Source organism: Kitasatospora purpeofusca (assembly GCF_036010405.1).
Taxonomy (GTDB): Bacteria; Actinomycetota; Actinomycetes; order Streptomycetales; family Streptomycetaceae; genus Kitasatospora; species Kitasatospora purpeofusca.
The window spans coordinates 6,583,975-6,604,729 of record NZ_CP108561.1; the positions used below are offsets into that span (position 1 = coordinate 6,583,975).

Below are 20,755 nucleotides of genomic sequence, written 5' to 3' on the forward strand. Positions count from 1 at the left end.
GCACACACGGAGAGGAGGCGGTCACCATGCGGGTCGAGACCTATCGACAGTGCTCCCCGAGACTGTCCTCCCGATGCCCCCTCGCGGTCTGAGCACCGCTCCCGCGTCGGCCGAGCGCCGCCGCCCCCACTTGACGTCCCCGAACCGCGCCGGGTCCTTCGCGCGGTACCCGCCTACGCTTGAACCGTCCGACCCCAGGAGGTCGTTGAACCATGTCGTACACCGAGGTACCCGGCGTCCGGACTCCGATCCGGATGTGGACCGACCCGGCCACCGTCGAGGGCCAGGCCATGCAGCAGCTGCGCAACATCAGTTCGCTGCCCTGGCTGCACGGCCTCGCCGTGATGCCCGACGTCCACCTGGGCAAGGGCGCGACCGTGGGTTCGGTGATCGCCATGCGCGGCGCCGTCTGCCCGGCCGCGGTCGGCGTGGACATCGGCTGCGGGATGAGCGCGGTGAAGACCTCGCTCACCGCGAAGGACCTGCCGGACGACCTGTCGCGGCTGCGTTCGCAGATCGAGCGGACCATCCCGGTCGGGCGCGGTCTGCACAGCGACCCGGTCGACCCGGGCAAGCTGCACGGCGCCCCGACCGACGGCTGGGACGACTTCTGGCAGCGGTTCGACGGGGTCGCGTCCGAGGTGAAGTGGCGCAAGGACCGGGCGGCGCAGCAGATGGCGACGCTCGGCGGCGGCAACCACTTCATCGAGGTGTGCGTCGACGACAGCGGCGCGGTCTGGCTGATGCTGCACTCGGGTTCGCGCAACATCGGCAAGGAGCTGGCGGAGCACCACATGGGCGTGGCCCGGTCGCTGCCGCACAACCAGGGCCTGATCGACCGTGACCTCGCGGTGTTCATCGCGGACACCCCGCAGATGGCCGCCTACCGGCAGGACCTCTTCTGGGCGCAGGAGTACGCCAAGCGCAACCGGGCGCTGATGATGGCGCTGTTCCAGGACGTGGTCCGGCGCGAGTTCCCCCGGGCGAAGGTCGCCTTCGACGAGGTGATCAGCTGCCACCACAACTACGTGTCGGAGGAGCGCTACGACGGTGTCGACCTGCTGGTCACCCGCAAGGGCGCGATCCGGGCCGGGGCCGGTGACTACGGGATCATCCCGGGCTCGATGGGCACCGGGTCGTACATCGTGCGCGGGCTGGGCAACGAGGCCTCGTTCAACTCGGCCTCGCACGGCGCCGGCCGGAAGATGAGCCGCACCGCCGCGAAGAAGCGGTTCAGCACGAGCGACCTGGTCGAGCAGACCGCGGGGGTGGAGTGCCGCAAGGACGCCGGGGTGGTGGACGAGATCCCGGGCGCCTACAAGTCGATCGAGAAGGTGATCGAGCAGCAGCGGGACCTCGTCGAGGTCGTGGCGCACCTGAAGCAGGTGGTCTGCGTCAAGGGCTGAGTGCCCTCCGTCGCCCGTCGCGTGAAGCCCCCGGCCGCCGGCCGGGGGCTTTCGCGTGCCCGGAGGGTTTCGCGTGTGCGGGGTTTCGCCTGTGCCGGGCCGGCCGTTCAGACGCTGTCGCGCCGGGGGTTCAGCCGCCGGTAGCCGGGGTGCACCCCGGCGGTGAGCTGCTGTGCCTCGGCGATCCGGCGCAGCAGTCCGGCCAGGGCGATACGTTCCTGCGGGTCGAGGCCCGTGCAGAGGGCCTCCTCGTGGGCGAGCGCCGCCTCGGCGAGTCCGCGCATCGCCTCCTCGCCCTTGGGCGCGAGGTAGAGGTCCTGGAACCGGCGGTCCTTGGGGTTGCGGCGGCGCTCGACCAGTCCGCGTTCCTCGATGGCGTCGATGAAGGCCACGAACCGGCTCGGCGACATGCCGAGCCGCCGCGCGAGTTCCTGCTGGTGCTGGCCGGGGGCCAGGCTGACCGCCCGGAGCAGGCCCGCCTGGGCCGGGGTGAGATCGAGCTCGGCGACCCGCCGGGCGAAGGCCTGAGAGGCGTGCTCACCCAACTGGGACAGCAGAAATGCGACTTGGGCTCCCTGCGGTCCCGGATGGGGCGACGGGGCGCGGTGGGGAGGTTCGGTCATGGAAACACGATACCAGTGGACAATGATGTCCCCGAGTGAACTATTCTGGACAAGGAACTACCGGCGTCGGTGCCGACCCGTCCGTCGTCGGCCTCCGGACCACCCATCGACCCGTTTTCGACTGGAGTGCCCCTCATGACCACGACATCTGCGGTGCCGGCCGCCTCTGCCCGGCGACAGCAGTCAGGTCCCCCCTTGCTGCTGCCCGCCGTGGCGTTCGCGGCGCTGATGGTGGTGTCCATCGTGCTGGCCCGGCAGACACCGCTGCCCACCGATTCGGCGGCCGACACCCTCGCCTACTACAAGGAGCACGCGACCGCCGCCAAGGTGGCCGGGACGCTGCAGTTCGGTGCCTCGCTGCCGCTCGCGGTCTGGGCCGCGATCGTCTACCAGCGGCTGCGCCGCCTGGGCGTCACCGCCCCCGGCCCCGGCATCGCGCTGGTGTCCGGGGTGCTCTCCGCCGCGTCGATGGCGCTGTGCGGCCTCACCGTCTGGGCCGCCTCCCGCTCCGGGGACCTCGGCGACGCCTCGCTGGCCCGCTCGCTGGCCGACCTCACCTTCGCCTCCGGCGGGCCGGGGCACGTGGTGCCCTTCGGCGTGATGCTGGCCGGGGTGGCCGTGCCGATGCTGCTGCTCGGCTTCGGGCCGAAGGGCTTCGCCTGGGCCGGCCTGGTGCTCGCCGGGATCGGGGTGCTCGGCACCCTGGCCCTGCTCAACACCGGCCTCGGCTTCTTCCTGCCGATCGCCCGCTTCGGCGGCCTGATCTGGCTCATCGCGGCCAGCGTGATCCTGCCCAAGCAGCGTCCGCGCCGCACGGCGGGTGCCGAGGCCGACCTGGCCTGACGGACCCGGAATTCCGACTGCTCCGGCGCGGTGACGGCCCGGACCCCCGTTGGTGGTGCTCCGGGGGTGGGGCCGTCCCGGTCGGGGGCGGGCGGCGGGGCGCGGCGCCGGGAGGCGCGGCGGACCGGTCGCTACCGAGCGGGCCGCAGGGCTCGTGAGGAAAAGGGAGGGCGGCGCGGCGGTGTCCTGGGGAGGAAGGCCGCCGCGCCGCCTACCGTCGTACGGCGACCGGAGGGGGGTCGCCGGCCGGCGGGGTGGTGCGGTTCGGTGCGGTCCGGGGGGGCGGACGCACGTGGTACGGGAGTGGCACGGGTGAAAGGGGTCCGCTCGACGGACCCGTGAGGCATGGGCGCGGGAGCCGCCCGGCTGTCAGGCCGCCGCGAGACGGCGGTCGAGAACGGCGAGAATCAGCTCCTCGACGCGGCGGGCGACCGGATCGCTCTCGCCGCCGGGCCCGGCCAGCAGGTCGAAGGTCTCGAAGCTGGTCAGCATGAACAGCATCTCCACCAGTTCGTCGAGCCCGGCCTCGTCTACCTCGGCGCCCCGGTCGGCGAGCAGCCGGTTCAGGACCACCAGGAGGCCGCCGCGCCGCCGCTCGCTGCGGCTCTGCAGTGCGGTGTCGAGCTCCGGGTCGAGGATTCCCAGGCCCCGCAGCCGGCGCAGGGCGACCCGGCCGGAGGCGTAGAAGCCGTTCAGCACGTCGAGCAGCGCGGTGAGCGCCTCGCGACCGCTGGGGGCCATGAACGCCGCGGGCATCCTGGCCATCCCGCCGCGCTGGGCCAGATCGTCGAAGAGTGCCTCCAGCAGGCCTGTCTTCGAGTCGAACTGGTAGTAGACGGTCATCCGCGCCACTCCGGCGGTCTTGGCGACGGCGTCCATGCTGAACGAGGCCGGGCCCTTCTCCCCGGTGAGCAGCTCGCAGGCCGCCTCCAGAATGCGGGTGCGGGTCTGTTCGGCGGCTACCTGGCGTTGGCCGGCTCGGTACTGGCGTGGGCTCATGGGCTGTTGACGTCTCCTGAGGCGGGTGCTATCACATTCATTGTACACTCAGTCTATATAAAAATACGGGGGCAGGGAACGGTGCGGCGGCGACCGCCTCCCGTACCCGCCCCCCGCGGAGGACCGGCGCCACTCCCATCACGACATCCCCCCATACTGCGGAGGCCACGATGAGGTACCGCCATGTGAGTGTGCCGAGGCTCGGCGGAGCCGAGGTCCTGAGGCTGTCCAGCGACGAACTCCCGGCACCGGCCGTCGGCCAGGTCCGGGTCCGGGTGCTCGCCGCCGGCGTCTCCTACGGTGACATTCTGCTCCGTGCCGGCGTGATCCCCGGCGGGCCCAAGCGGCCCTTCACCCCCGGATACGACCTGGTGGGGGTGGTGGACCAGGTCGGACCGGGCACCAGGGCCCCCGAACCGGGCACCCGGGTGGTCGCGTTGGTGCGCAGCGGCGGCTACGCGGAGTACGCGCTGGTGGCCGCCAACCGGCTGGTTCCGCTGCCCGAGGGCGTCGACCCGGTGGAGGCCTCGGCGCTGTCGCTGAACTACTTCATCGCCCAGCAGATGCTGCACCGGGTGGCCGAGGTCCGGCAGGGCAGCACCGTCCTGGTGCACGGGGCGTCCGGCGGCGTCGGCACCGCCTTCCTGGAGCTGGCCGCGCTCGCCGGGGTCACCGTCTACGGGACCTGCTCGGCCGCCAGGGCCGACCAGGTGCGGGCGCTCGGCGGCCGCCCGATCGACCGGGACGCCGAGGACTTCCGCCGGGTGGTGCGCGGCCTGCCGGGCGGTGCGGTGGACGCGGTGTTCGACCCGATCGGCGGCCCGCACTTCCTCCGCTCGTACCAGGCGGTGCGGCGCGGCGGCGTGATGGTCGGCTTCGGCCAGAACGCCGCGCTGCGGGGCAACCAGCGGGACCTGCTGACCGGCGCCCAGGGCTTCCTGGGCGGCATCGTGCTGCCGAAGCTGATCCCGGACGGCAAGCGGACGCTGTTCTACAACGCCTGGAGCCTGGAGAAGTCCCACCCGGCCGCGTACCAGCAGGACCTCGCGACCGTGCTGGAGCTGCTGCAGAAGGGCCTGGTCAAGCCGCGGGTGGGCCGCACCATGCCGCTGGAGGAGGCGGCGGACGCGCACCGGGCGATGGAGACCGCCGCGATCACCGGGAAGATCGTGCTCGTCCCGGCCTCGGCCTGACCGAAGGGGCGCGCCTCCAGGGCGCGGGGCGCGCCCGGGCCGCCGTACTCCTGTCCCCGGTCAGGGGGGCGGCGGCCGGGGACGGGGCAGGAAAGGTTCCCAGCGTGTTGGGGATTCCCGACCCATGACGGTGGGACGGCCGGTCCGCAGGATGGCGGTAGCACCGCTTCCCCCCGTTGCCGTCCCGTCGGAGGCCCCCGATGCGAACCGCCCTGCGCCGTGCCCACCGCCGTCTGCTGCTGCGCCGCTGGATGCGGCGGGGCGGCCGCTACCTGGCGGACGGGCTGATCTGGCTCGGTCTGGCGATGGGGGCGATGACCTCGCCCTCGGCCCTGCCGGGGGCGCGGAAGCCGGAGGACGTGCTGCCTCCGGTGGGGGTGCCGGAGTGGCACCCGGAACGGACCTCGGCGCCGGTCGAGCCGCTGAGCCGGCGCGAGGAGGAGCTCTGGGCGCAGTTGCTGGAGCGCTGACCGGGCCCCCGCGGCCCGGCCCGGGCCCGTCCTGCCGGCCGGCCCGGGCCCGGGAGCGATCGGGCGGGGCCGGCCGCCCGGCCCGGATCGGCCCGGTCCCCGATGCGCGCTAGGGCCTCTCTTTCGGATCACGTCGGACCAGCGGGTGTCGTTGGAGTGCGTGCATCGGCGGTGCGGAGGTGGGGGCACCTCCCGGCCGGAGGCTGGGGGCGGAGTCCATGCGGAGCATCGGCGACCGACGACAAGCCGGCGAGGTGCGTGCTCCGGCGGCGACCGCCCGGCGTGATCCGAAAGAGAGGGCCTAGCTGCCGAGCCCGGCCCGCCGGGCCCGGACGGCGGCCTCGGCGCGGTCGGCCACCTGGAGCTTGCTGAAGATCCGGGAGAGGTAGTTGCGCACCGTCTTCATGGAGAGCCCGAACTCATTGGCGATGTGCGCGTTGTTGCGGCCGTCGGCCAGCATGGTCAGCACCGCCATCTCCCGGGGGGTCAGATCGGGGAACGGCTCGCGCTCCGGAGCCGGCCGGCGCACCTGGGCCAGCAGGTGGGCGGCGGCCTCCGGGCCGAACAGTGCCCCGCCCTGGCTGACCGCGGTGATCGCCCGGCGGACGTCGTCCAGACCCGCGCCCTTGACCAGGTAGCCCCGCGCGCCCGCGCGGACCGCCGAGACGATGGAGTCGTCGTTGTCGTCGGCCGTCAGCATCACCACCGCCACCCGGGGGTGGCGGGCGAGCAGGGTCCGGGTCGCCTCGATGCCGTCGGTGCCGGGCATGCTGATGTCCATCAGGACGACGTCCGGCGCGAGCCGCTCCACCGCGGAGAGCACGTCGGCCCCGCTGGAGGCCTCGCCGACCACCGTCAGTGAGTCGATCCGGTCGAGGAGTTGGCGCAAACCCGCCCGGAACAGCTCATGGTCGTCGACGACCAGGATGCGGAGGTTTCGAGGTACGGCCGGATCCATGGGGGCTCCTAAGGGGAGGGTGAGGGAACACGGTCAACTCGGTGGGCGCACGGGGTCGCAGGGAAACGGCACGGGTCGGTCGGGCACGGAGCCCGTGGCCGCCGGGGGCGGGGGAGAGGGGGCGAGGGCGGGTCAGTCGAGCCGGTGGGTACCGTCGACGAGCGCCGAGTGCGGCAGTCGGACCCGGACCACGGTGCCGTGCGGGGCCCTGGTCCCGATCGAGAAAAAGCCGCCGAGTTCTCTGGTGCGCAGGCACATCGAAGGAAGTCCGATTCCGCCGACCGCGTCGCCGGAAATGCCGATCCCATCGTCCTCGATGGAAAGGACGAGGCCCTCGGGGCCGATCGACGCGGAGATGCGGCAGAACGTTGCCCGGGCATGCCGGACGACATTGGCGACGGCCTCGCCGGAGATGTTCTTCAATTCTTTCTGGACACGTGTCGGAAAATCGTCCAGGACGGCCGGGAGCTCGGTGACGACCCGGAGCCGGCCGGCTCCGGCCTCCTCGAAGGCGAGGGCCTGCCGGTGCAGGAACTGGCGCAGTGTGCCAGTGGTGGCGACGGTCCGGGGCTCGGAGGTGTCGAGGTCCCGGATCACCTGTCGGACATCCGCGATCGCGGTGCTGACGTCCTCCCGGGCCTGGGCCAGCAGGGCCGGGGCCTGGTCGGCGTCGCCGGTCAGGTTGAGACCGGCGAGTTCCATGCGCATGTGCAGGGCGGCCAGCCTGGGTGCCAGCGAGTCGTGCAACTCCCTGCGGACACGGCGGCGTTCGTCGAGTCGGGCGGCGGCAGCCGGACAGCCGGACTCCGCTTCGTCGACCGGCGCACCGGCCGGCCGGGGACGTGGCTGTGCCGGCGGCAGGCCGGCTGCGCCTTGGCCGGTGACCAGCCCGAGCAGGGAGTTCACCAGCCGACCGATCCGGTCGGAGGTGTTCCGTTCACCGCGCGTAGCGAGCGCTCCGACGCCGCTCACGGCCAGGCTGGTCGGTCTTCGGTCGGCCCTGCCGGAGGATTTGATTATCTGGTCCAGCATGGTTCCTGAGATCCCCCCGTCGCTCGCGTCTTACCCACTGTGCACGGGCGTTCCTGGCGCGGGGAAAAGGAATTCCTCGGGCATGTCCGAAAACAGGCACGGCGGACCTCTGAGTATCGGTCCGTCGTTCGTTTCCATGCCGTGATCCCAATCCACCCGGGACAAGACCTTAGGGGCGTGGTTGCGCAGGGCGCAAGGGTGGGAGGGCCGGGTGGGGGAGGGGGCGGTGACGGATTCGGACACTTGGTTGCACCCATGTGAGTGAGCACTTACCCTCATGGAGTCGGGCCACGAGCGAGACCGGCGAACGAGGCGCGCGGCGCCCCGCCGGCCGTCCCCCGGAGAGCCGAGGAGGCGACCCCATGGGCACATCCCGCACCACCGATCTGACAGTCGATCAGATCATCGAGATCTATCGCACGATGAGTGTGATCCGGGCCTTCGAGGACCGTCTGCACGGACTGGCGAAGAGCCTCCCCGGCGCGGTCCACCTCTACAGCGGGCAGGAGGCCGTCGCAGCAGGTGTCTGCGCGGCCCTCGCCCCGGACGACTACCTCGCCAGCACCCACCGCGGTCACGGTCACGCGATCGCCAAGGGCTGCGACGTCGAGGCGATGATGAAGGAGTTGTACGGCCGGCCGGACGGGATCTGCGGCGGCAAGGGCGGCTCGATGCACATCGCGGACTTCGACCGCGGCATGCTCGGCGCCAACGGCCTGGCCGGCGGCGGTGTCCCGCTCGCCTGCGGGGCCGCGTTGACGGCCCGCCAGCAGGGTACCGGCCAGGTGTCGGTGGCCTTCACCGGCGACGGCGGTGCCAACCAGGGCGCCGTGCTGGAGAGCCTGGTGCTGGCCCGGATGCTCGACCTGCCGGTGATCTTCGCGATCGAGAACAACGGCTACGCCCAGGCGACCCCGGCCGCCGCCCACTTCTCCGGCACCGACATGGCCCAGCGCGCGGCCGGCTTCGGGATCCCCGGCGAGGTGGTGGACGGCTACGACGTGATCGCCGTGCACGCCGCCACCGCCGAGGCGGTCCGGCGCGCCCGGGCCGGCGAGGGGCCGACCGTGCTGGAGTTCCGGGCCGAGCGCTTCCACGGCCACATGGAGCTCTGGGACGACCAGTCCTACCGGCCGGACGCCGACCCGGAGCGGCTGCGCACCGAGTCCGACCCGCTGCTGCTGCTCCGCTCCCGGATCGCCGAGGGCACCGTGCCCGGACCCGCCGCCTTCGAGCTGGACCGGATCGACCGGGACGCGACCGCCCTGGTCGAGGCGGCCGTCACGGCCGCCTCGGAGCCCTTCACGGTCGACCCGCGCACCCTGCTCGACCACGTCTACACCCGCTGACCCGCTCCGAGGAGGGAGTCCCATGCGCACGATCACCTACCAGCAGGCCATCGGCGAGGCGCTGGCGCAGCAGATGCGCTTCGATCGCTCGGTGGTCCTGATGGGCGAGGACAGCACCAATGCCTGGGGCCCGACCAAGGGCCTCCACCTGGAGTTCCCGGACCGGGTGCTCGACATGCCGATCACCGAGGCGGCCTTCGTCGGCGCCGCGGTCGGCGCCGCCGCGACCGGACTGCGGCCCGTGGTCGACCTGCTGTTCGTCGACTTCGCCACCGTCGCCTTCGACCAGATCGCCAACCAGGCCGCCAAGCTGCGCTACATGGCCGGCGGCCGGATCTCGGTGCCGCTGGTGCTGCGCGCGATGTGGGGCACCGGCCTGCGCCGCGGCGCCCAGCACTCGCAGGCGCTGCACCCGCTCTTCGTCCACCTGCCCGGCCTCAAGGTGGTCGCGCCGTCCAACCCGTACGACGCCAAGGGCCTGATGGCGCAGGCGCTGGTGGACGACGACCCGGTGCTGTTCCTGGAGCACAAGATGCTCTACTTCGTGCCCGGCGGCGTGCCCGAGGAGCCGTACGCGATCCCGTTCGGTTCGGCCAAGGTGGTCCGGCCCGGCACCGACTGCACGGTGGTCGCGATCGGCCGGATGGTGTCGGTCGCGCTCGCCGCCGCCGAGCAGCTGGCCGCCGAGGGCGTGCAGATCGAGGTGATCGACCCCCGGACGCTGTCGCCGCTGGACACCTCGACCATCTACGGCAGCGTCGAGCGGACCGGGCGGCTGGTCGTGGTGGACGAGGCCCACCCGCGCTGCAGTCTGGCCACCGACATCGCCGCGCAGGTCGCGCAGGACCGTTTCGCGGCCTTGCGCGGGCCGGTCAGGATGGTCACCGGGCCGCATGCGCCGGTGCCGTTCAGCCCCGAGCTGGAGGACGCCTTCGCCCCCGGCCCGGACCAGGTGGTCGCCGCCGTGCGCGCCACCGGCCTGGTGAAGGACGCGGCCGTACAGTCGCGCTGACGATCGATCAGTTTCCGTACCGCTGTTCTGCCGGGCCCCGAACGAGGGCCCGCCGACCGAGGAGGAACCGAGTGACGTCCCAACCGTTCGTGAAGCAGCCCGACGAGGGCCGCGCCATCTGGCACGTGGGCGCGCTGCTCCAGTTCAAGGCGACCGGCGCCGAGACCAACGGGCAGTTCTGGCTCGCCGAGCAGCTCTCCCCGGCGGGCTACGCCTCGCCGGTCCACCTGCACACCCGCGAGGACGAGTTCTTCATCGTCCAGGAGGGTGAGATGGTGCTGCGGATCGGCGACGACGAGCACAAGGTCGGCCCGGGCGCCACGGTCTTCGCGCCGCGCGGCATCGCGCACCAGTACCGGGTGGAGACCGAGGGCACCCGGTTCCTGGTGCTCGGCACCCCGGCCGGCTTCGAGGAGTGGTTCTTCAAGACCGGCGAGCCGGCCACCAGCCTGGAGCTGCCGCCGCCGCTCCAGGGCCCGCCGGACTTCGCCCGGCTGCTGGGCGAGCTGGCGCCGCTCGGAGTGCAGCTGGTCGGGCCGCCTCCCGGTGTCGGTGGGCCCGCCGGGCCGCCGCGCTGAGCGGTGCCCTCGCTGAAGCCTGTCTCGCCGGCCCCGGCGCCCCTCGTGGGCGGCGGGGCCGGCGCGCCGTTCGGGGCGCCCGGCGAAACAGGTGAGCGGGTACTCACCTGCACGCTATCCTTCGGGTGCCCCTCCGCAGCCGCGGCCCGCTCGGAAGCCGGCCGCCCCGTTCCTTCGGAGCCTTCATGAGTATGCGCGAGCAGATCGTCGACGCCGCCGAGCGGGTGATCCGTGACCTCGGCCTGGCCCGCTGCACCACCAAGGAGATCGCCGAGGTGGCGGGCTGCTCCGAGGGCACCATCTACCGGCACTTCCGCAGCAAGGAGGACGTCTTCCTGGCCGTCCTCGCCGAGCGGCTACCGGGCCTGCTGCCGGTGCTGCGGGCGCTCCCGGAGGAGATCGGCACCGAGGGCGAGGTGCGGGCGTCCCTCCAGCAGGTGGCGGAGGAGGCGCTCGCGTTCTACCGCGCGTCGATGCCGATGCTGCTGTCCGTCTTCGCCGAGCCCAAGCTGCTCGACCGCCACCGGGAGTGGATGCAGGCCAACAACGCCGGGCCGCACCGGGCCGTCGAGCTGCTGGCCGACTACCTGCGCCGGGCCCAGCGGGCCGATCTGGTCAGCCGGGACGCGGACCCCGTGGCGGCCTCCCAACTCCTGCTCGGTGCCTGCTACCTGGCCGCCTACGGGGGCGTGTTCGCCGCCCCGGGCACCGGGTCGGAGCCACTGCGGGAGGCGGAGGCCTTCGTCCGGGAGCTCTGGCGGACGCTGGCCCCGGACCGGTCGGCGGCGGCGCCGGCGCGGGGCCGGGCCAAGGCCCGCTGAACCACCGGGCCCGCCGAGGAGCCGAACCGCGGATCGGCCCGCCGCCCGGCGAGAACCGCCGGGCGGCGGGCTTTCGCATGCCCGGGCGGGGACCGGGCCAGTGGGCACGCGGGTGGGCGCGCGGCAACGGGGAGGGGCGGACGGCCCGCGGCCGCCCGCCCCTCCCCGTGCTCCCGTCGTGCTCAGCCCTGGAGGCCCAGCACCTGGGCCGCCGCCTCGACCTGGCCGAGGTCCCCGGCGCAGGGCATCAGCAGCAGCTCGTCGCAGCCCGACTCGGCGTACTTGCCGACCAGCCCGCGCAGCTTGCCGGGGTTGTCGGCCGCGCCGCGCAGGATGTGCTCGACGAACGGCCCGGCGTCGCGGTAGTACGACCGCAGGTAGCCCTCGGTGTGCTTGGTGCCGTCCGCGCCGAGCGCGAAGTAGGCGAGCGCCACCAGTCGGGGCGCCCCCTCCCGGCCCTCGGCCGCCCACTGCTCGCGCAGCGCCTGGGCACCCTGGGCGAACATGATCGGACCGGTACCGCCACCGATCCACCCGTCGCCCAATCGGGCCGCCCGGGACAGTGCGGCGGGGGAGTGCCCGCCGAGGATCAGCTCCGGCCCGTTCGGGCGGATCGGGGCCGGTCCGACCGAGGGCTCCCGGCCGGACTGGGCGTCGGCCCAGTGCCGCCGCAGCTCGGCCACCTGGGTGCCGGTCCGCGCGCCCCGGCCGGCCTTCTCGACCTGTCCGACCTCGAAGTCGTCCGGCCGCGAGCCGACCGCCATGCCGAGGGTGAGCCGGCCGCCGGAGAGCCGGTCCACGGTGGCCGCCTGCTTGGCCAGCAGCGCGGTGTTGGCGCGCAGCGGCGAGATCAGGATGCTGGTCGCCAGGCCGATCCGCTCGGTCACCGCGGCGGCCGCGGCCAGCGTGGTGAGCGGTTCCCAACTGCTGTGCACCAGGCGGTCGATGGTGCCGAGGGTGGAGTAGCCGGCCTGCTCGGCGAGCCGGGCCCAGGCGACCACGTCGGCGCCGGCCGCACCGGCCAGCGAGGTGGGGAGTCCGATTCCGATCTTCATCGTGTTCACTCGCCTTCGAGCGGCTGGTCGTGGCGGCGGGAGAGCACGTTCTCCATCGAGGCCAGCCGGAAGAACGCCTGCGCGCCCTCGCGGCTGGTCATGTCGCGCGGGACGGCGAGGTGCTTCTCCAGCTCCCGCTCGAACTCGCGGACGGCGGGCTGCTGGCTCATGTGCGCGGCGACCAGCGGCAGCGGGCCCTCGATCTCGATCACCCGGACGGCCAGTTCCTTGCCGACGAAGGCCTGGGTGCCGAGGAGCTTGCCGACCACGGTGCCGTCGGGGCTCTTGACGTCGAAGTCCGGGCGGCCGCTCTTGCGGAACAGGTCCTTGACGATGTCCTCGCTGCCCGGCAGCAGCGGGTAGTACAGCGCGTGCCACGTGCTCATGGTCGTCTCCTGGGTTCTCCGGGCCGGGCTCGGCCCGTCGGTGGGTGTGGGGCGGTGCGGGCGGGTCCTCACTGGCTGGTGGTGACGCCGCCGTCCACGTACAGCACCTGGCCGCTGATGAAGCCGGCCCGCGGCGAGGCGAGGAAGGTGACCGCGTCGGCCACCTCGTGCAGTTCGGCGGTGCGGCCCAGCGGGATCCGGCCGAGGACCATCCGCATGAACTCCGGGTTGCTCGCGTTCTCCTGGACGAAGTCGGTGCGGACGAAGCCGGGGGCGACCGCGTTGACCGCGATCCCGTGCCGGCCCCATTCCGCGGCCAGCTGCTTGACCAGCAGGTCCAGGCCGGCCTTGCTGGCGCCGTACGCGCTGAAGCCGCGCCGGGCGCCGAACTTGCCGCGCACCGAGGAGAGGTGGACGATCCGGCCGCCGCCGGCCGCGATCATCGCCCGACCGACCGACTGGGAGAGCCAGAAGGCGCCCAGCAGGTTGGTGTCGACGATGGTGCGCCAGTCCTCCTCGGAGATCTCCTCGGCGCCGACGGTGACCAGCGCGCTGGCGCAGTTCACCAGGACGTCGATGCCGCCCCAGTCGGCGGTCACGGCCGCCACCAGCCGGTCCACGTCGGCGCGGTCGGCGACGTCCACGGCGTGCGGCACCACGGTGCCGCCGCGGGCGGCCAGCGGGGCGAGCCGCTCGGCGGTCTCCTCGGCCTTCTTCAGCGAACGGCCGGCCACCGCGACCCGGGCGCCCTGGGCGGCGAGGTCCTCGGCGACGGCGGCGCCGATGCTGCCGTAGCCGCCGACCAGCAGGACCCGGCTGCCGAGGAACTCCCGCTCGGCGGGGACGCGTTCGGGTGCGGGCCGGGGCGGTGCGGCGAAGCCGGGGGGCGGTCCGCCGGCGCCCGGAGGCGGTCCGCCGAAGCCGGCGGGCGGTCCTCCGAATCCCGGCGGGGGCCCTCCGAATCCGGGCGGCGGTCCGCCGCCCGGGCGTCCGCCGGGCGGCCCGGACGGTGGGGTCGGTGCGGCTGCCGTCATGACAGCACCTCCCTGTCGCGTGTCGGTGGTGCGGGGAATCCGACGGAGCGTCGGATCGGGGGACGCCGGGGGTGGTGATGAGTCCGGGCCCGGTGCTGTCCGGGTCCGCTCGGCCGGCGTCGGGTCCGGTCCCGCCCGGTGCGGGCGGGACCGGGTTCAGGTGGCGTCGGGTGCGCCGGGCAGGCCGAACAGCCCGGCGGCGTTGCCGTGCCGGATCCGCGCGACCCCGGCCGGGTCCAGGCCGAGCCCGTTCAGCCGGGCCAGCGAGGCGTCCAGCGGCGCGCTCATCGGTGGGGAGTCGGTGCCGAACATGACGTTGCCGACCCCGAAGGCGTCGACGGCGGCGGCCACGGCCCGCAGGCTCGGGGTCGCGGTGTCGACGAAGACCCGGCGAAGGGCCTCGGCCAGCGGCGGGACGACGGGCCCGGTCGGCGCGGCACCCGGTCCGCCGGCTCCCCCGGGTCCGCCCGGCCCACCGGTCCCCGGTCGGCCGGGACCGCCGGCGCCGGGACCGCCCACCCCCGGCGGAGGACCGCCGGGAGCGCCCGCCGGAGGCCCACCGGGAGGCCCGCCGGGAGGACCGCCGGGCCGGCCGAAGGTGACCGGCATCCGCCGGGCCAGCTCCAGCCGCTCCAGCAGCAGCGGCAGTCCGCCGCCGCAGACCGGGGCGACGATCCGCAGCTCCGGGTACTTCTCCAGCCACCCGGCGAACAGCACCGCCGCCGTCCCCAGCGTGACGTCGCAGGGCCGGGCGATCTGCTCGACCAGCCGCAGGTCGTCGAGCTCCCCGGCCCCGGCCGGTTCGGCCGGCGGGTGCAGCATCACCGGGGTGCGGTACTGCGCGGCCATCGCGAAGAAGGCGTCGGCCTGCGGGGTGTCCAGGAACCGCCCCTCGATGCTGGAGTTGACCATCAGTCCGACGAATTCGTCCTGCTCCAGCCGCTTCGCGGCGGCCGCGAGTTCGGCGTCGGAGCCGAGCGGATTGGTGTAGACGTAGCCGCGCAGCGCCGCGGGCCGGGCCCGGACCTGCTCGCCCAGCCAGTCGTGGAAGCGTTCGAGGGTGTCCAGCGGCTGGCGGTAGTTGTCCAGCCCGGGCGTGCGCACCATGGTGCCCGCGCCGACGGGACTGCCGACCAGGGACATGGTGATCCCGGCCGCCGCCTTGAGCTCCACCATGCCGTCGACGTCGACGAGGCTCGGCGGCATGGGGAAGCGGCGGAAGAGTTCGGGCGACGTGATGTGGCCGTGCACATCGATCGTCATCGGCTCGGCACCTCCTGGGATGTCCGCCGGCCGGTCGGCGCGGCGGGGTGGTCGCGGGCCCTGGGCCCTAGGTGAGTGAGTGCCCGCTCGCACCGTAGGGTGCGTCCGGTGGGCGCGTCAACATGGCCCGGATTCCGGGAGGTTGGTGCAACGAACCGGCTGGGCGGACGGCCCGGAACGGCCGGGACGCGGTCCGTGACAGCCGGGGCGACGTCCCAGCCCGGTGGAGACGGATGCCTCCTGACACTGGGACCACCCGGCGGCAAGGATGAGGCGGCGGGGCAGCCCCGGGGGCCGAGATGCCCCGGCCCCCGGGGTCCCGTGTCCCACTCGTCGGGCGACCCCGCCCCGGTTCGCCGCATCGACGCGGCGGACATTCCGCGATCCCGGATCGATTCGAGGAATCGATATGAAGGACATGAAGGACAACTCGGACGTCTGGTTGGTTACCTCGTCCAGCGTTCAGCTCGGCACGCTCTGGATCATGAAGACCTCGATCCTGCCGATGCTCAACTCCCTGCCCTACGACCGGTACGTCAACACCTGCCAGCTGATCGACATGCACGTGTTCCACCCGATCGCCTTCTGGAACGGCCTGGCCACCGCCGCTGTCGGCGCCACCAAGGCCGTCCGGTCGGAGAGCAAGGTGGCCAAGGTGCTGTACGCGGCCGGCACCGTCGGCATGGCGACCGTCGCGGTCGCCTCCGAGGGCGTCAACCGGCCGATCTGGCGCCAGATCGAGCGCTGGAGCCCGTACCGCGACACCGACGCCGCCTGGCGCGGCAAGCGCCGCCGCTGGCACCTGGCGCACGAGACCCGGACCATGGGCGCGATCGGCGCGGCGGCCTGCTTCGTCCTCGCCTCGCTCATCTGACCGGTCCGCTCCCCGCACCTCGCGCCGCAGCGCGCACCGGCCGGCTCCCGGAGCCTCCCCGTTTACCGGGCCGGCCGCCGCCCCACGCCCACCCGGACCGCCCTCGGCCGCGCACCGGCCGGGGTCGTCCGCCGAGCAAAGGACTGTCATGACCTCGTCCACCGAGAGCGCGGTGGAGGCCAACAAGGCCCTCATCCGCGAGCTGACCCTGCGGGCGTTCAACGACGGCGACCTCTCCGCCATCGGTGACCGCTTCGCCGAGGACTACGTGGTGCACGCCCCCGGCCTGCCCCCGATGCCCCCCGGCCCGGACTCCTTCCGGCAGGCCGTGCTGCTCTGGCGCAACGCCTTCCCGGACGTCAACGTGACCGTGGAGGACGTGGCCGGCGACGGCGACCGCGTCTACGCCCGGTTCACCACCCGCGGCACCCACCAGGGGCAGCTGTTCGACATCCCGCCGACCGGCAAGCCGGTCACCGTGCACGAGATGTCCTGCCACCGGATCGTCGACGGCCGCGTCGTCGAGTCCTGGATCGGCGACAACGTGCCCCGGATCCTGCTCGACATCGGCGCCATCCAGCCGGTCGGCCGCCCGCAGCACTGAAGCCGCGGCAGCGAACGCCGGCCCGAAAGAGCCCACAAGAGCCCGAGAGCCCGAGAGCCCGGAAGAGCCCGTACCCCGAGGGGAGCCCGCATGCACCGCACACTGATCATCGCCCGGATGCTGCCCGGCGCGGAGGGCGACGTCGCCCGCGTGTTCGGTGAGTCCGACGAGACCGAACTGCCCCGTCTCGCCGGTGTCACCCACCGCTCGCTGTACAAGCTCGGCGATGCCTACGTCCACCTGCTGGAGACCGACGACCCGGGCCAGGAGGCGGTCGACGCCGCCCGCCGCCACCCGGAGTTCGCCCGGGTCAGTGAACGGCTCACCCCGTTCATCTCCCCCTACCTGACCACCTGGCGTTCGCCGCAGGACGCGGTCGCGCAGTGCTTCTACACCTGGGAGTCCGGCACCGGCGGTCGGTGAGCCCGCCCTCCGACGGCGGCGCCGGCCGAACGGGGACCCGTTCACCCCGTACGGCCGCGCCGCGAGGCCCAGGAGCAGTCCCTAACCGGAGAAACGAGAGGCAGCACCATGACCGACCACCAGGCCGGCGGGACGACCACGGTCGTCACCGCGGAGGAGATCGAGAACGTCCTCATCACCAGCGCCGGCGCGGCGCCGGACGTGTTCGAGGGCTCCCGGCACGTCCCCCTGGAGGAGCTCGGCCTCGACTCGCTGGCCGTGCTCGAGCTGGAGGCGGTGATCGCCGACCGCTACGGCCTGAAGGTCCCGGACGGCGCCGTCGCCCTCAGTGTCGACCAGATCGTCGCCGAGCTGCAGACCGCCGGGGCGGTGGGCTGAGCGATGGCCGGACACACCGAGAACAGCATCGTCATCCAGGCCCCGCTCAAGCTCGTCTGGGACGTCACCAACGACGTCGCCGGCTGGCCGGAGCTGTTCACCGAGTACGCGTCCGCCGAGATCGTCGAGCGCCGCGGCGAGACCGTCCGGTTCCGGCTCACCATGCACCCGGACGAGGAGGGCCGGATCTGGAGCTGGGTCAGCGACCGCACCGTCAACGTCGCCGACCGCACCGTCCACGCCCACCGGGTGGAGACCGGCCCGTTCGCCTACATGCAGATCCACTGGCGGTACGAGGAGCTGCCCGAGGGCGGCGTCCGGATGACCTGGATCCAGGACTTCTCCATGAAGCCCGTCGCCCCGGTCGACGACCAGGGCATGACCGAGCGGCTGAACATCAACTCGCCCGTGCAGCTGGAGATCATCCGGCAGAAGGTCGAGGCCCTCGCCGCCGGTTCCAACGCCGTCCCCGCCGAGAAGGAGTGAGCGCCGTGGCCGCCAGGAACATCCGCATCATTTCCGCCGACGACGTCCCCGCCAACCGCAAGCGCGGCGGCGAGACCCGCGCGGTGCTCTCGCCCGCCACCTGCGGCGCGACCTCCGGCTTCATGGGGACCGCCCGGCTCCAGCCGGGGGAGCGGATCACCGAGCACTACCACCCGTACAGCGAGGAGTTCCTGCTGCTCGTCCGCGGCGAGCTGACCCTCGACCTGGACGACAAGCCCTTCGAGCTGTTCGCCGGCCAGGGCGTGCTGATCCCCAAGGACATCCGCCACCGGCTGCGCAACACCGGTTCCGAGGAGGCCTTCGCGGTCTTCCACCTCGGCCCGCTGGCGCCGTCCCCCGAGCTCGGCCACGTCGACACCGAGGACGGCCCGGGCACCAAGGCCGAGGGCCACATAGTGCTGGGGGAGCGATGACCGCTTCCCCGTCCACGGGTGACCGCCGTGTCGTGGTCACCGGGATCGGCGTGGTGGCCCCCGGGGGCACCACCCGCGAGACCTTCTGGGAACTGATCACCTCGGGCCGCACCGCGACCCGTCGGATCTCCGCCTTCGACCCCTCGGCGTTCCGCTCGCAGATCGCCGCCGAGGCCGACTTCGACCCGGTCGCGGCCGGCCTGACCCCGCTGGAGCTGCGCCGCGCCGACCGCTACGTGCAGTTCGCGCTGGCCGCCTCCCAGGAGGCGGTGCTCGACGCCGGGCTGGAGCTCGACGAGCGCACCCGGGAGGCCACCGGTGTGGTCCTCGGCTCGGCGGTCGGCGGCACCATCGTCCTGGAGGACGAGTTCGTCGTCGCCAGCGACTCCGGCCGCAACTGGCTGGTCGACCCCGACGTCACCAGCCCGTTCCTCTACCAGGGCCTGATCCCGAGCAGCCTGGCCGCCGACGTGGCCGTCCGGCACGGGGCGCACGGCCCGGCGCTGGTCGTCTCCACCGGCTGCACCTCCGGCATCGACGCCATCGGCCACGCCTACCAGCTGCTGATGGACGGCGAGGCCGAGGTGATGCTCACCGGCGCCTCGGACTCCCCGATCTCCCCGGTCACCGTCGCCTCCTTCGACGCCATCAAGGCCACCACCCCGGACAACGACGACCCGGCGCACGCCTCCCGGCCGTTCGACCGGGACCGGCACGGCTTCGTGCTGGGCGAGGGCTGCGCGGTCCTCGTCCTGGAGGAGCTGGAGCACGCCCGCCGGCGCGGCGCCCGGATCTACTGCGAGGTGGTCGGCTACGCCAACCGCGGCAACGCCTTCCACATGACCGGTCTGCGCCCGGACGGCCTGGAGATGTCCGAGGCGATCACCGAGACGCTGCGCCAGTCCCGGCTCAACCCCGAGGACATCGGCTACATCAGCGCCCACGGCTCCGGCACCCGGCAGAACGACCGGCACGAGACCGGCGCCTTCAAGCGCTCGCTCGGCCACGCCGCCTACGGGGTCCCGATCAGCTCGATCAAGTCGATGGTCGGCCACTCGCTGGGCGCGATCGGCGCGATCGAGATGGCCGCCTGCGCGCTGGCCGTCGACCGCGGGGTCGTCCCGCCGACCGCCAACTGGCAGAACCGCGACCCCGAGTGCGACCTCGACTACACGCCCAACACCGCCCGCGAGGTGCGGGTGGGCGCGGCGCTCTCGGTCGGCAGCGGCTTCGGCGGCTTCCAGTCCGCGATGCTCTTCGCCAAGCTGGGGAGGGGCCGATGAGCGCACGACGTGCCGTCATCACCGGCATCGGTGTGGTCGCGCCCAGCGGCGTCGGCAGCGAGGCGCACTGGAAGTCGGTCTGCGGCGGCGAGAGCCGGATCGCTCCGATCACCCTCTTCGACGCCGGCCGGTACGAGACCACGCTGGCCGGCGAGGTCCCGGACTTCGACGTCAACCGGTACGTCGAGCGCCGGCTCCAGGTGCAGACCGACCGCTGGACCCACCTCGCCTACGCGGCGGCCGAACTGGCCTTCGGCGAGGCCGAGCTGGACCCGTCCACGGTCGAGCCGTACAAGCTGTCGGTGGCGCTCGCCAGCTCCTCCGGCGGCAACCAGTTCGGCCAGCGCGAGCTCCAGCGGCTCTGGCAGCCGGACACCTCGCGGACCGTCGGCGCCTACCAGTCGATCGCCTGGTTCTACGCCGCGACCGTCGGGCAGCTGGCCATCAAGCACCAGGCCAAGGGCCCGTCCAGCGTCCTCGTCTCGGAGGGCGCCGGCGGCCTGGACTCGCTGGCCCACGCCGCCCGGCTGGTCCGCCGGGGCGCCGACGTGGTGCTCGCCGGCGGCACCGAGGCACCGCTCGGCCCGTACGCGCTCGCCTGCCAGCAGCGCAGCGGCCGGCTCTACACCGGCACCGACCCGGCCGAGGCCTACCTGCCCTTCGACGAGCGGGCGGCCGGCTTCGTGCCGGGCGAGGGCGGGGTGGTGTTCGTGGTCGAGGACCTCGACCACGCGCTCGCCCGCGGTGCCCGGATCCGGGCCGAGATCGCCGGCTGGTCCGCCACCCAGGACGCCGTGGCCTCCAGCAGGACCGGCTCCGGCTCGGTCCGCCAGTACGCCAGGGCGCTCGGCACCGCGGTCGAACGGGCCGGCCTCACCCCGGGGGACGTCGACGTGACCTTCCCGGACGCGGTGGGCCTGCCCGCCTACGACCGCACCGAGGCCGAGGCGCTGCGCGCGGTCTTCGGCGACGCCGGCCCGGCCGCCGTCACCACCCAGAAGCCGCTCACCGGCCGCCTCTACCAGGGTGGCAGCGCCCTGGACGCGGCGACCGCGGTGCTCGCCATGGACAACGGCCTGATCCCGCCCTCGGCGGGCCCGGTCCGTCCGGCGGACGGCTGCGACCTGGCCTTCGTCCGCGAGGAGCAGGCCACCGAGGTGCGCACCGCGCTGATCGGCGCCCGCGGTTTCGACGGCTTCAACAGCGCCGTCCTGCTGCGCGCGCACTCCTGACACCCACGAGCACCACCCA

The 20,755-nt window shown here is 73.3% G+C and carries 24 protein-coding genes; 16 read left to right on the forward strand and 8 right to left on the reverse strand.

The genetic code is table 11. From position 1 onward, the window contains the following. Positions 1 to 212 precede the first annotated feature (212 nt). Entirely contained in the window at positions 213 to 1,406 is a 1,194-nt protein-coding gene (locus OG715_RS28765; protein ID WP_266274361.1) for an RtcB family protein, read from the forward strand. Positions 1,407 to 1,513: 107 nt separating this feature from the next. On the opposite strand, the gene OG715_RS28770 is transcribed toward OG715_RS28765, so the two are convergent. Beyond that, entirely contained in the window at positions 1,514 to 1,951 is a 438-nt protein-coding gene (locus tag OG715_RS28770; RefSeq protein ID WP_231978555.1) for a MarR family winged helix-turn-helix transcriptional regulator, read from the reverse strand. A gap of 273 nt (positions 1,952 to 2,224) precedes the next feature. On the opposite strand from OG715_RS28770, the gene OG715_RS28775 reads away from it, so the two are divergent. After that, a complete protein-coding gene (locus OG715_RS28775) occupies positions 2,225 to 2,872 on the forward strand; it encodes a DUF4386 domain-containing protein (protein ID WP_266274360.1) in 648 nt (215 codons plus the stop codon). 369 nt (positions 2,873 to 3,241) lie between these two features. Here OG715_RS28775 and OG715_RS28780 read toward each other — a convergent pair whose 3' ends face one another. Continuing rightward, positions 3,242 to 3,871, reverse strand: a complete 630-nt coding sequence (locus OG715_RS28780) for a TetR/AcrR family transcriptional regulator (protein WP_266274359.1) — start codon at positions 3,869 to 3,871, stop codon at positions 3,242 to 3,244. A 170-nt stretch (positions 3,872 to 4,041) separates the two neighbouring features. Between OG715_RS28780 and OG715_RS28785 the strand changes: the two genes are divergently transcribed. Together OG715_RS28785 and OG715_RS28790 are read left to right on the forward strand one after the other, a co-directional pair. Then, positions 4,042 to 5,064: a medium chain dehydrogenase/reductase family protein gene (locus OG715_RS28785; protein WP_266274358.1), complete on the forward strand. Its 1,023-nt coding sequence runs from the start codon at positions 4,042 to 4,044 to the stop codon at positions 5,062 to 5,064. Positions 5,065 to 5,264: 200 nt separating this feature from the next. Continuing rightward, positions 5,265 to 5,534: a DUF6059 family protein gene (locus OG715_RS28790; protein ID WP_266274357.1), complete on the forward strand. Its 270-nt coding sequence runs from the start codon at positions 5,265 to 5,267 to the stop codon at positions 5,532 to 5,534. Between the two features lie 301 nt (positions 5,535 to 5,835). Here OG715_RS28790 and OG715_RS28795 read toward each other — a convergent pair whose 3' ends face one another. After that, complete coding sequence (locus OG715_RS28795; protein ID WP_045943132.1) at positions 5,836 to 6,492, reverse strand: response regulator; 657 nt, start codon at positions 6,490 to 6,492, stop codon at positions 5,836 to 5,838. Between the two features lie 132 nt (positions 6,493 to 6,624). Further along, positions 6,625 to 7,524: a sensor histidine kinase gene (locus tag OG715_RS28800; protein ID WP_266274356.1), complete on the reverse strand. Its 900-nt coding sequence runs from the start codon at positions 7,522 to 7,524 to the stop codon at positions 6,625 to 6,627. A gap of 362 nt (positions 7,525 to 7,886) precedes the next feature. Here OG715_RS28800 and OG715_RS28805 point away from each other — a divergent pair, with 362 nt between their 5' ends. The 4 genes from OG715_RS28805 to OG715_RS28820 all read left to right on the forward strand — a co-directional run bounded on the left by OG715_RS28805 (position 7,887) and on the right by OG715_RS28820 (position 11,284). Continuing rightward, on the forward strand, positions 7,887 to 8,873 hold the full coding sequence (locus OG715_RS28805; protein WP_266274355.1) for a thiamine pyrophosphate-dependent dehydrogenase E1 component subunit alpha: 987 nt from the start codon (positions 7,887 to 7,889) through the stop codon (positions 8,871 to 8,873). A gap of 22 nt (positions 8,874 to 8,895) precedes the next feature. Continuing rightward, positions 8,896 to 9,885, forward strand: a complete 990-nt coding sequence (locus tag OG715_RS28810) for an alpha-ketoacid dehydrogenase subunit beta (RefSeq protein WP_266274354.1) — start codon at positions 8,896 to 8,898, stop codon at positions 9,883 to 9,885. 71 nt (positions 9,886 to 9,956) lie between these two features. Then, on the forward strand, positions 9,957 to 10,463 hold the full coding sequence (locus OG715_RS28815; RefSeq protein ID WP_030396600.1) for a quercetin 2,3-dioxygenase: 507 nt from the start codon (positions 9,957 to 9,959) through the stop codon (positions 10,461 to 10,463). Between the two features lie 185 nt (positions 10,464 to 10,648). Continuing rightward, positions 10,649 to 11,284: a TetR/AcrR family transcriptional regulator gene (locus tag OG715_RS28820; RefSeq protein ID WP_266274353.1), complete on the forward strand. Its 636-nt coding sequence runs from the start codon at positions 10,649 to 10,651 to the stop codon at positions 11,282 to 11,284. A gap of 182 nt (positions 11,285 to 11,466) precedes the next feature. Here the strand turns inward: OG715_RS28820 and OG715_RS28825 are convergent, their stop codons facing one another. From OG715_RS28825 to OG715_RS28840, 4 genes are all read right to left on the reverse strand, one after another. Further along, positions 11,467 to 12,339, reverse strand: a complete 873-nt coding sequence (locus OG715_RS28825) for an LLM class flavin-dependent oxidoreductase (RefSeq protein ID WP_045942352.1) — start codon at positions 12,337 to 12,339, stop codon at positions 11,467 to 11,469. A 5-nt stretch (positions 12,340 to 12,344) separates the two neighbouring features. Continuing rightward, the gene (locus OG715_RS28830) at positions 12,345 to 12,725 is read right to left on the reverse strand and encodes a SchA/CurD-like domain-containing protein (RefSeq protein ID WP_030396597.1); all 381 of its coding nucleotides are present in this window, start codon (positions 12,723 to 12,725) and stop codon (positions 12,345 to 12,347) included. Positions 12,726 to 12,793: 68 nt separating this feature from the next. Next, positions 12,794 to 13,759 carry an SDR family NAD(P)-dependent oxidoreductase gene (locus OG715_RS28835; RefSeq protein WP_266274352.1) on the reverse strand — a complete coding sequence of 322 codons (966 nt, stop codon included), beginning with the start codon at positions 13,757 to 13,759 and terminating at the stop codon, positions 12,794 to 12,796. Positions 13,760 to 13,915: 156 nt separating this feature from the next. Next, positions 13,916 to 15,022, reverse strand: coding sequence for an amidohydrolase family protein (locus tag OG715_RS28840; protein WP_266274351.1), 1,107 nt, complete (start codon positions 15,020 to 15,022; stop codon positions 13,916 to 13,918). Positions 15,023 to 15,431: 409 nt separating this feature from the next. On the opposite strand from OG715_RS28840, the gene OG715_RS28845 reads away from it, so the two are divergent. The 8 genes from OG715_RS28845 (at position 15,432) to OG715_RS28880 (ending at position 20,736) form a co-directional block, all read left to right on the forward strand. Continuing rightward, positions 15,432 to 15,896, forward strand: a complete 465-nt coding sequence (locus OG715_RS28845; RefSeq protein WP_231978553.1) for a DUF1772 domain-containing protein — start codon at positions 15,432 to 15,434, stop codon at positions 15,894 to 15,896. A 148-nt stretch (positions 15,897 to 16,044) separates the two neighbouring features. Beyond that, the gene (locus OG715_RS28850) at positions 16,045 to 16,500 is read left to right on the forward strand and encodes an ester cyclase (protein WP_266274350.1); all 456 of its coding nucleotides are present in this window, start codon (positions 16,045 to 16,047) and stop codon (positions 16,498 to 16,500) included. Between the two features lie 90 nt (positions 16,501 to 16,590). After that, a complete protein-coding gene (locus OG715_RS28855; RefSeq protein ID WP_266274349.1) occupies positions 16,591 to 16,923 on the forward strand; it encodes a TcmI family type II polyketide cyclase in 333 nt (110 codons plus the stop codon). A 108-nt stretch (positions 16,924 to 17,031) separates the two neighbouring features. After that, positions 17,032 to 17,301, forward strand: coding sequence for an acyl carrier protein (locus OG715_RS28860; protein WP_030301380.1), 270 nt, complete (start codon positions 17,032 to 17,034; stop codon positions 17,299 to 17,301). A gap of 3 nt (positions 17,302 to 17,304) precedes the next feature. Continuing rightward, positions 17,305 to 17,787, forward strand: coding sequence for an SRPBCC family protein (locus OG715_RS28865; protein ID WP_266274348.1), 483 nt, complete (start codon positions 17,305 to 17,307; stop codon positions 17,785 to 17,787). 5 nt (positions 17,788 to 17,792) lie between these two features. Beyond that, entirely contained in the window at positions 17,793 to 18,221 is a 429-nt protein-coding gene (locus OG715_RS28870) for a cupin domain-containing protein (RefSeq protein ID WP_045942344.1), read from the forward strand. Next, complete coding sequence (locus OG715_RS28875) at positions 18,218 to 19,504, forward strand: beta-ketoacyl-[acyl-carrier-protein] synthase family protein (protein WP_266274347.1); 1,287 nt, start codon at positions 18,218 to 18,220, stop codon at positions 19,502 to 19,504. The genes OG715_RS28870 and OG715_RS28875 overlap by 4 nt, the downstream gene beginning before the upstream one ends. Further along, the gene (locus OG715_RS28880) at positions 19,501 to 20,736 is read left to right on the forward strand and encodes a beta-ketoacyl synthase N-terminal-like domain-containing protein (RefSeq protein WP_266274346.1); all 1,236 of its coding nucleotides are present in this window, start codon (positions 19,501 to 19,503) and stop codon (positions 20,734 to 20,736) included. The genes OG715_RS28875 and OG715_RS28880 overlap by 4 nt, the downstream gene beginning before the upstream one ends. The last annotated feature ends 19 nt before the right edge of the window (positions 20,737 to 20,755 follow it).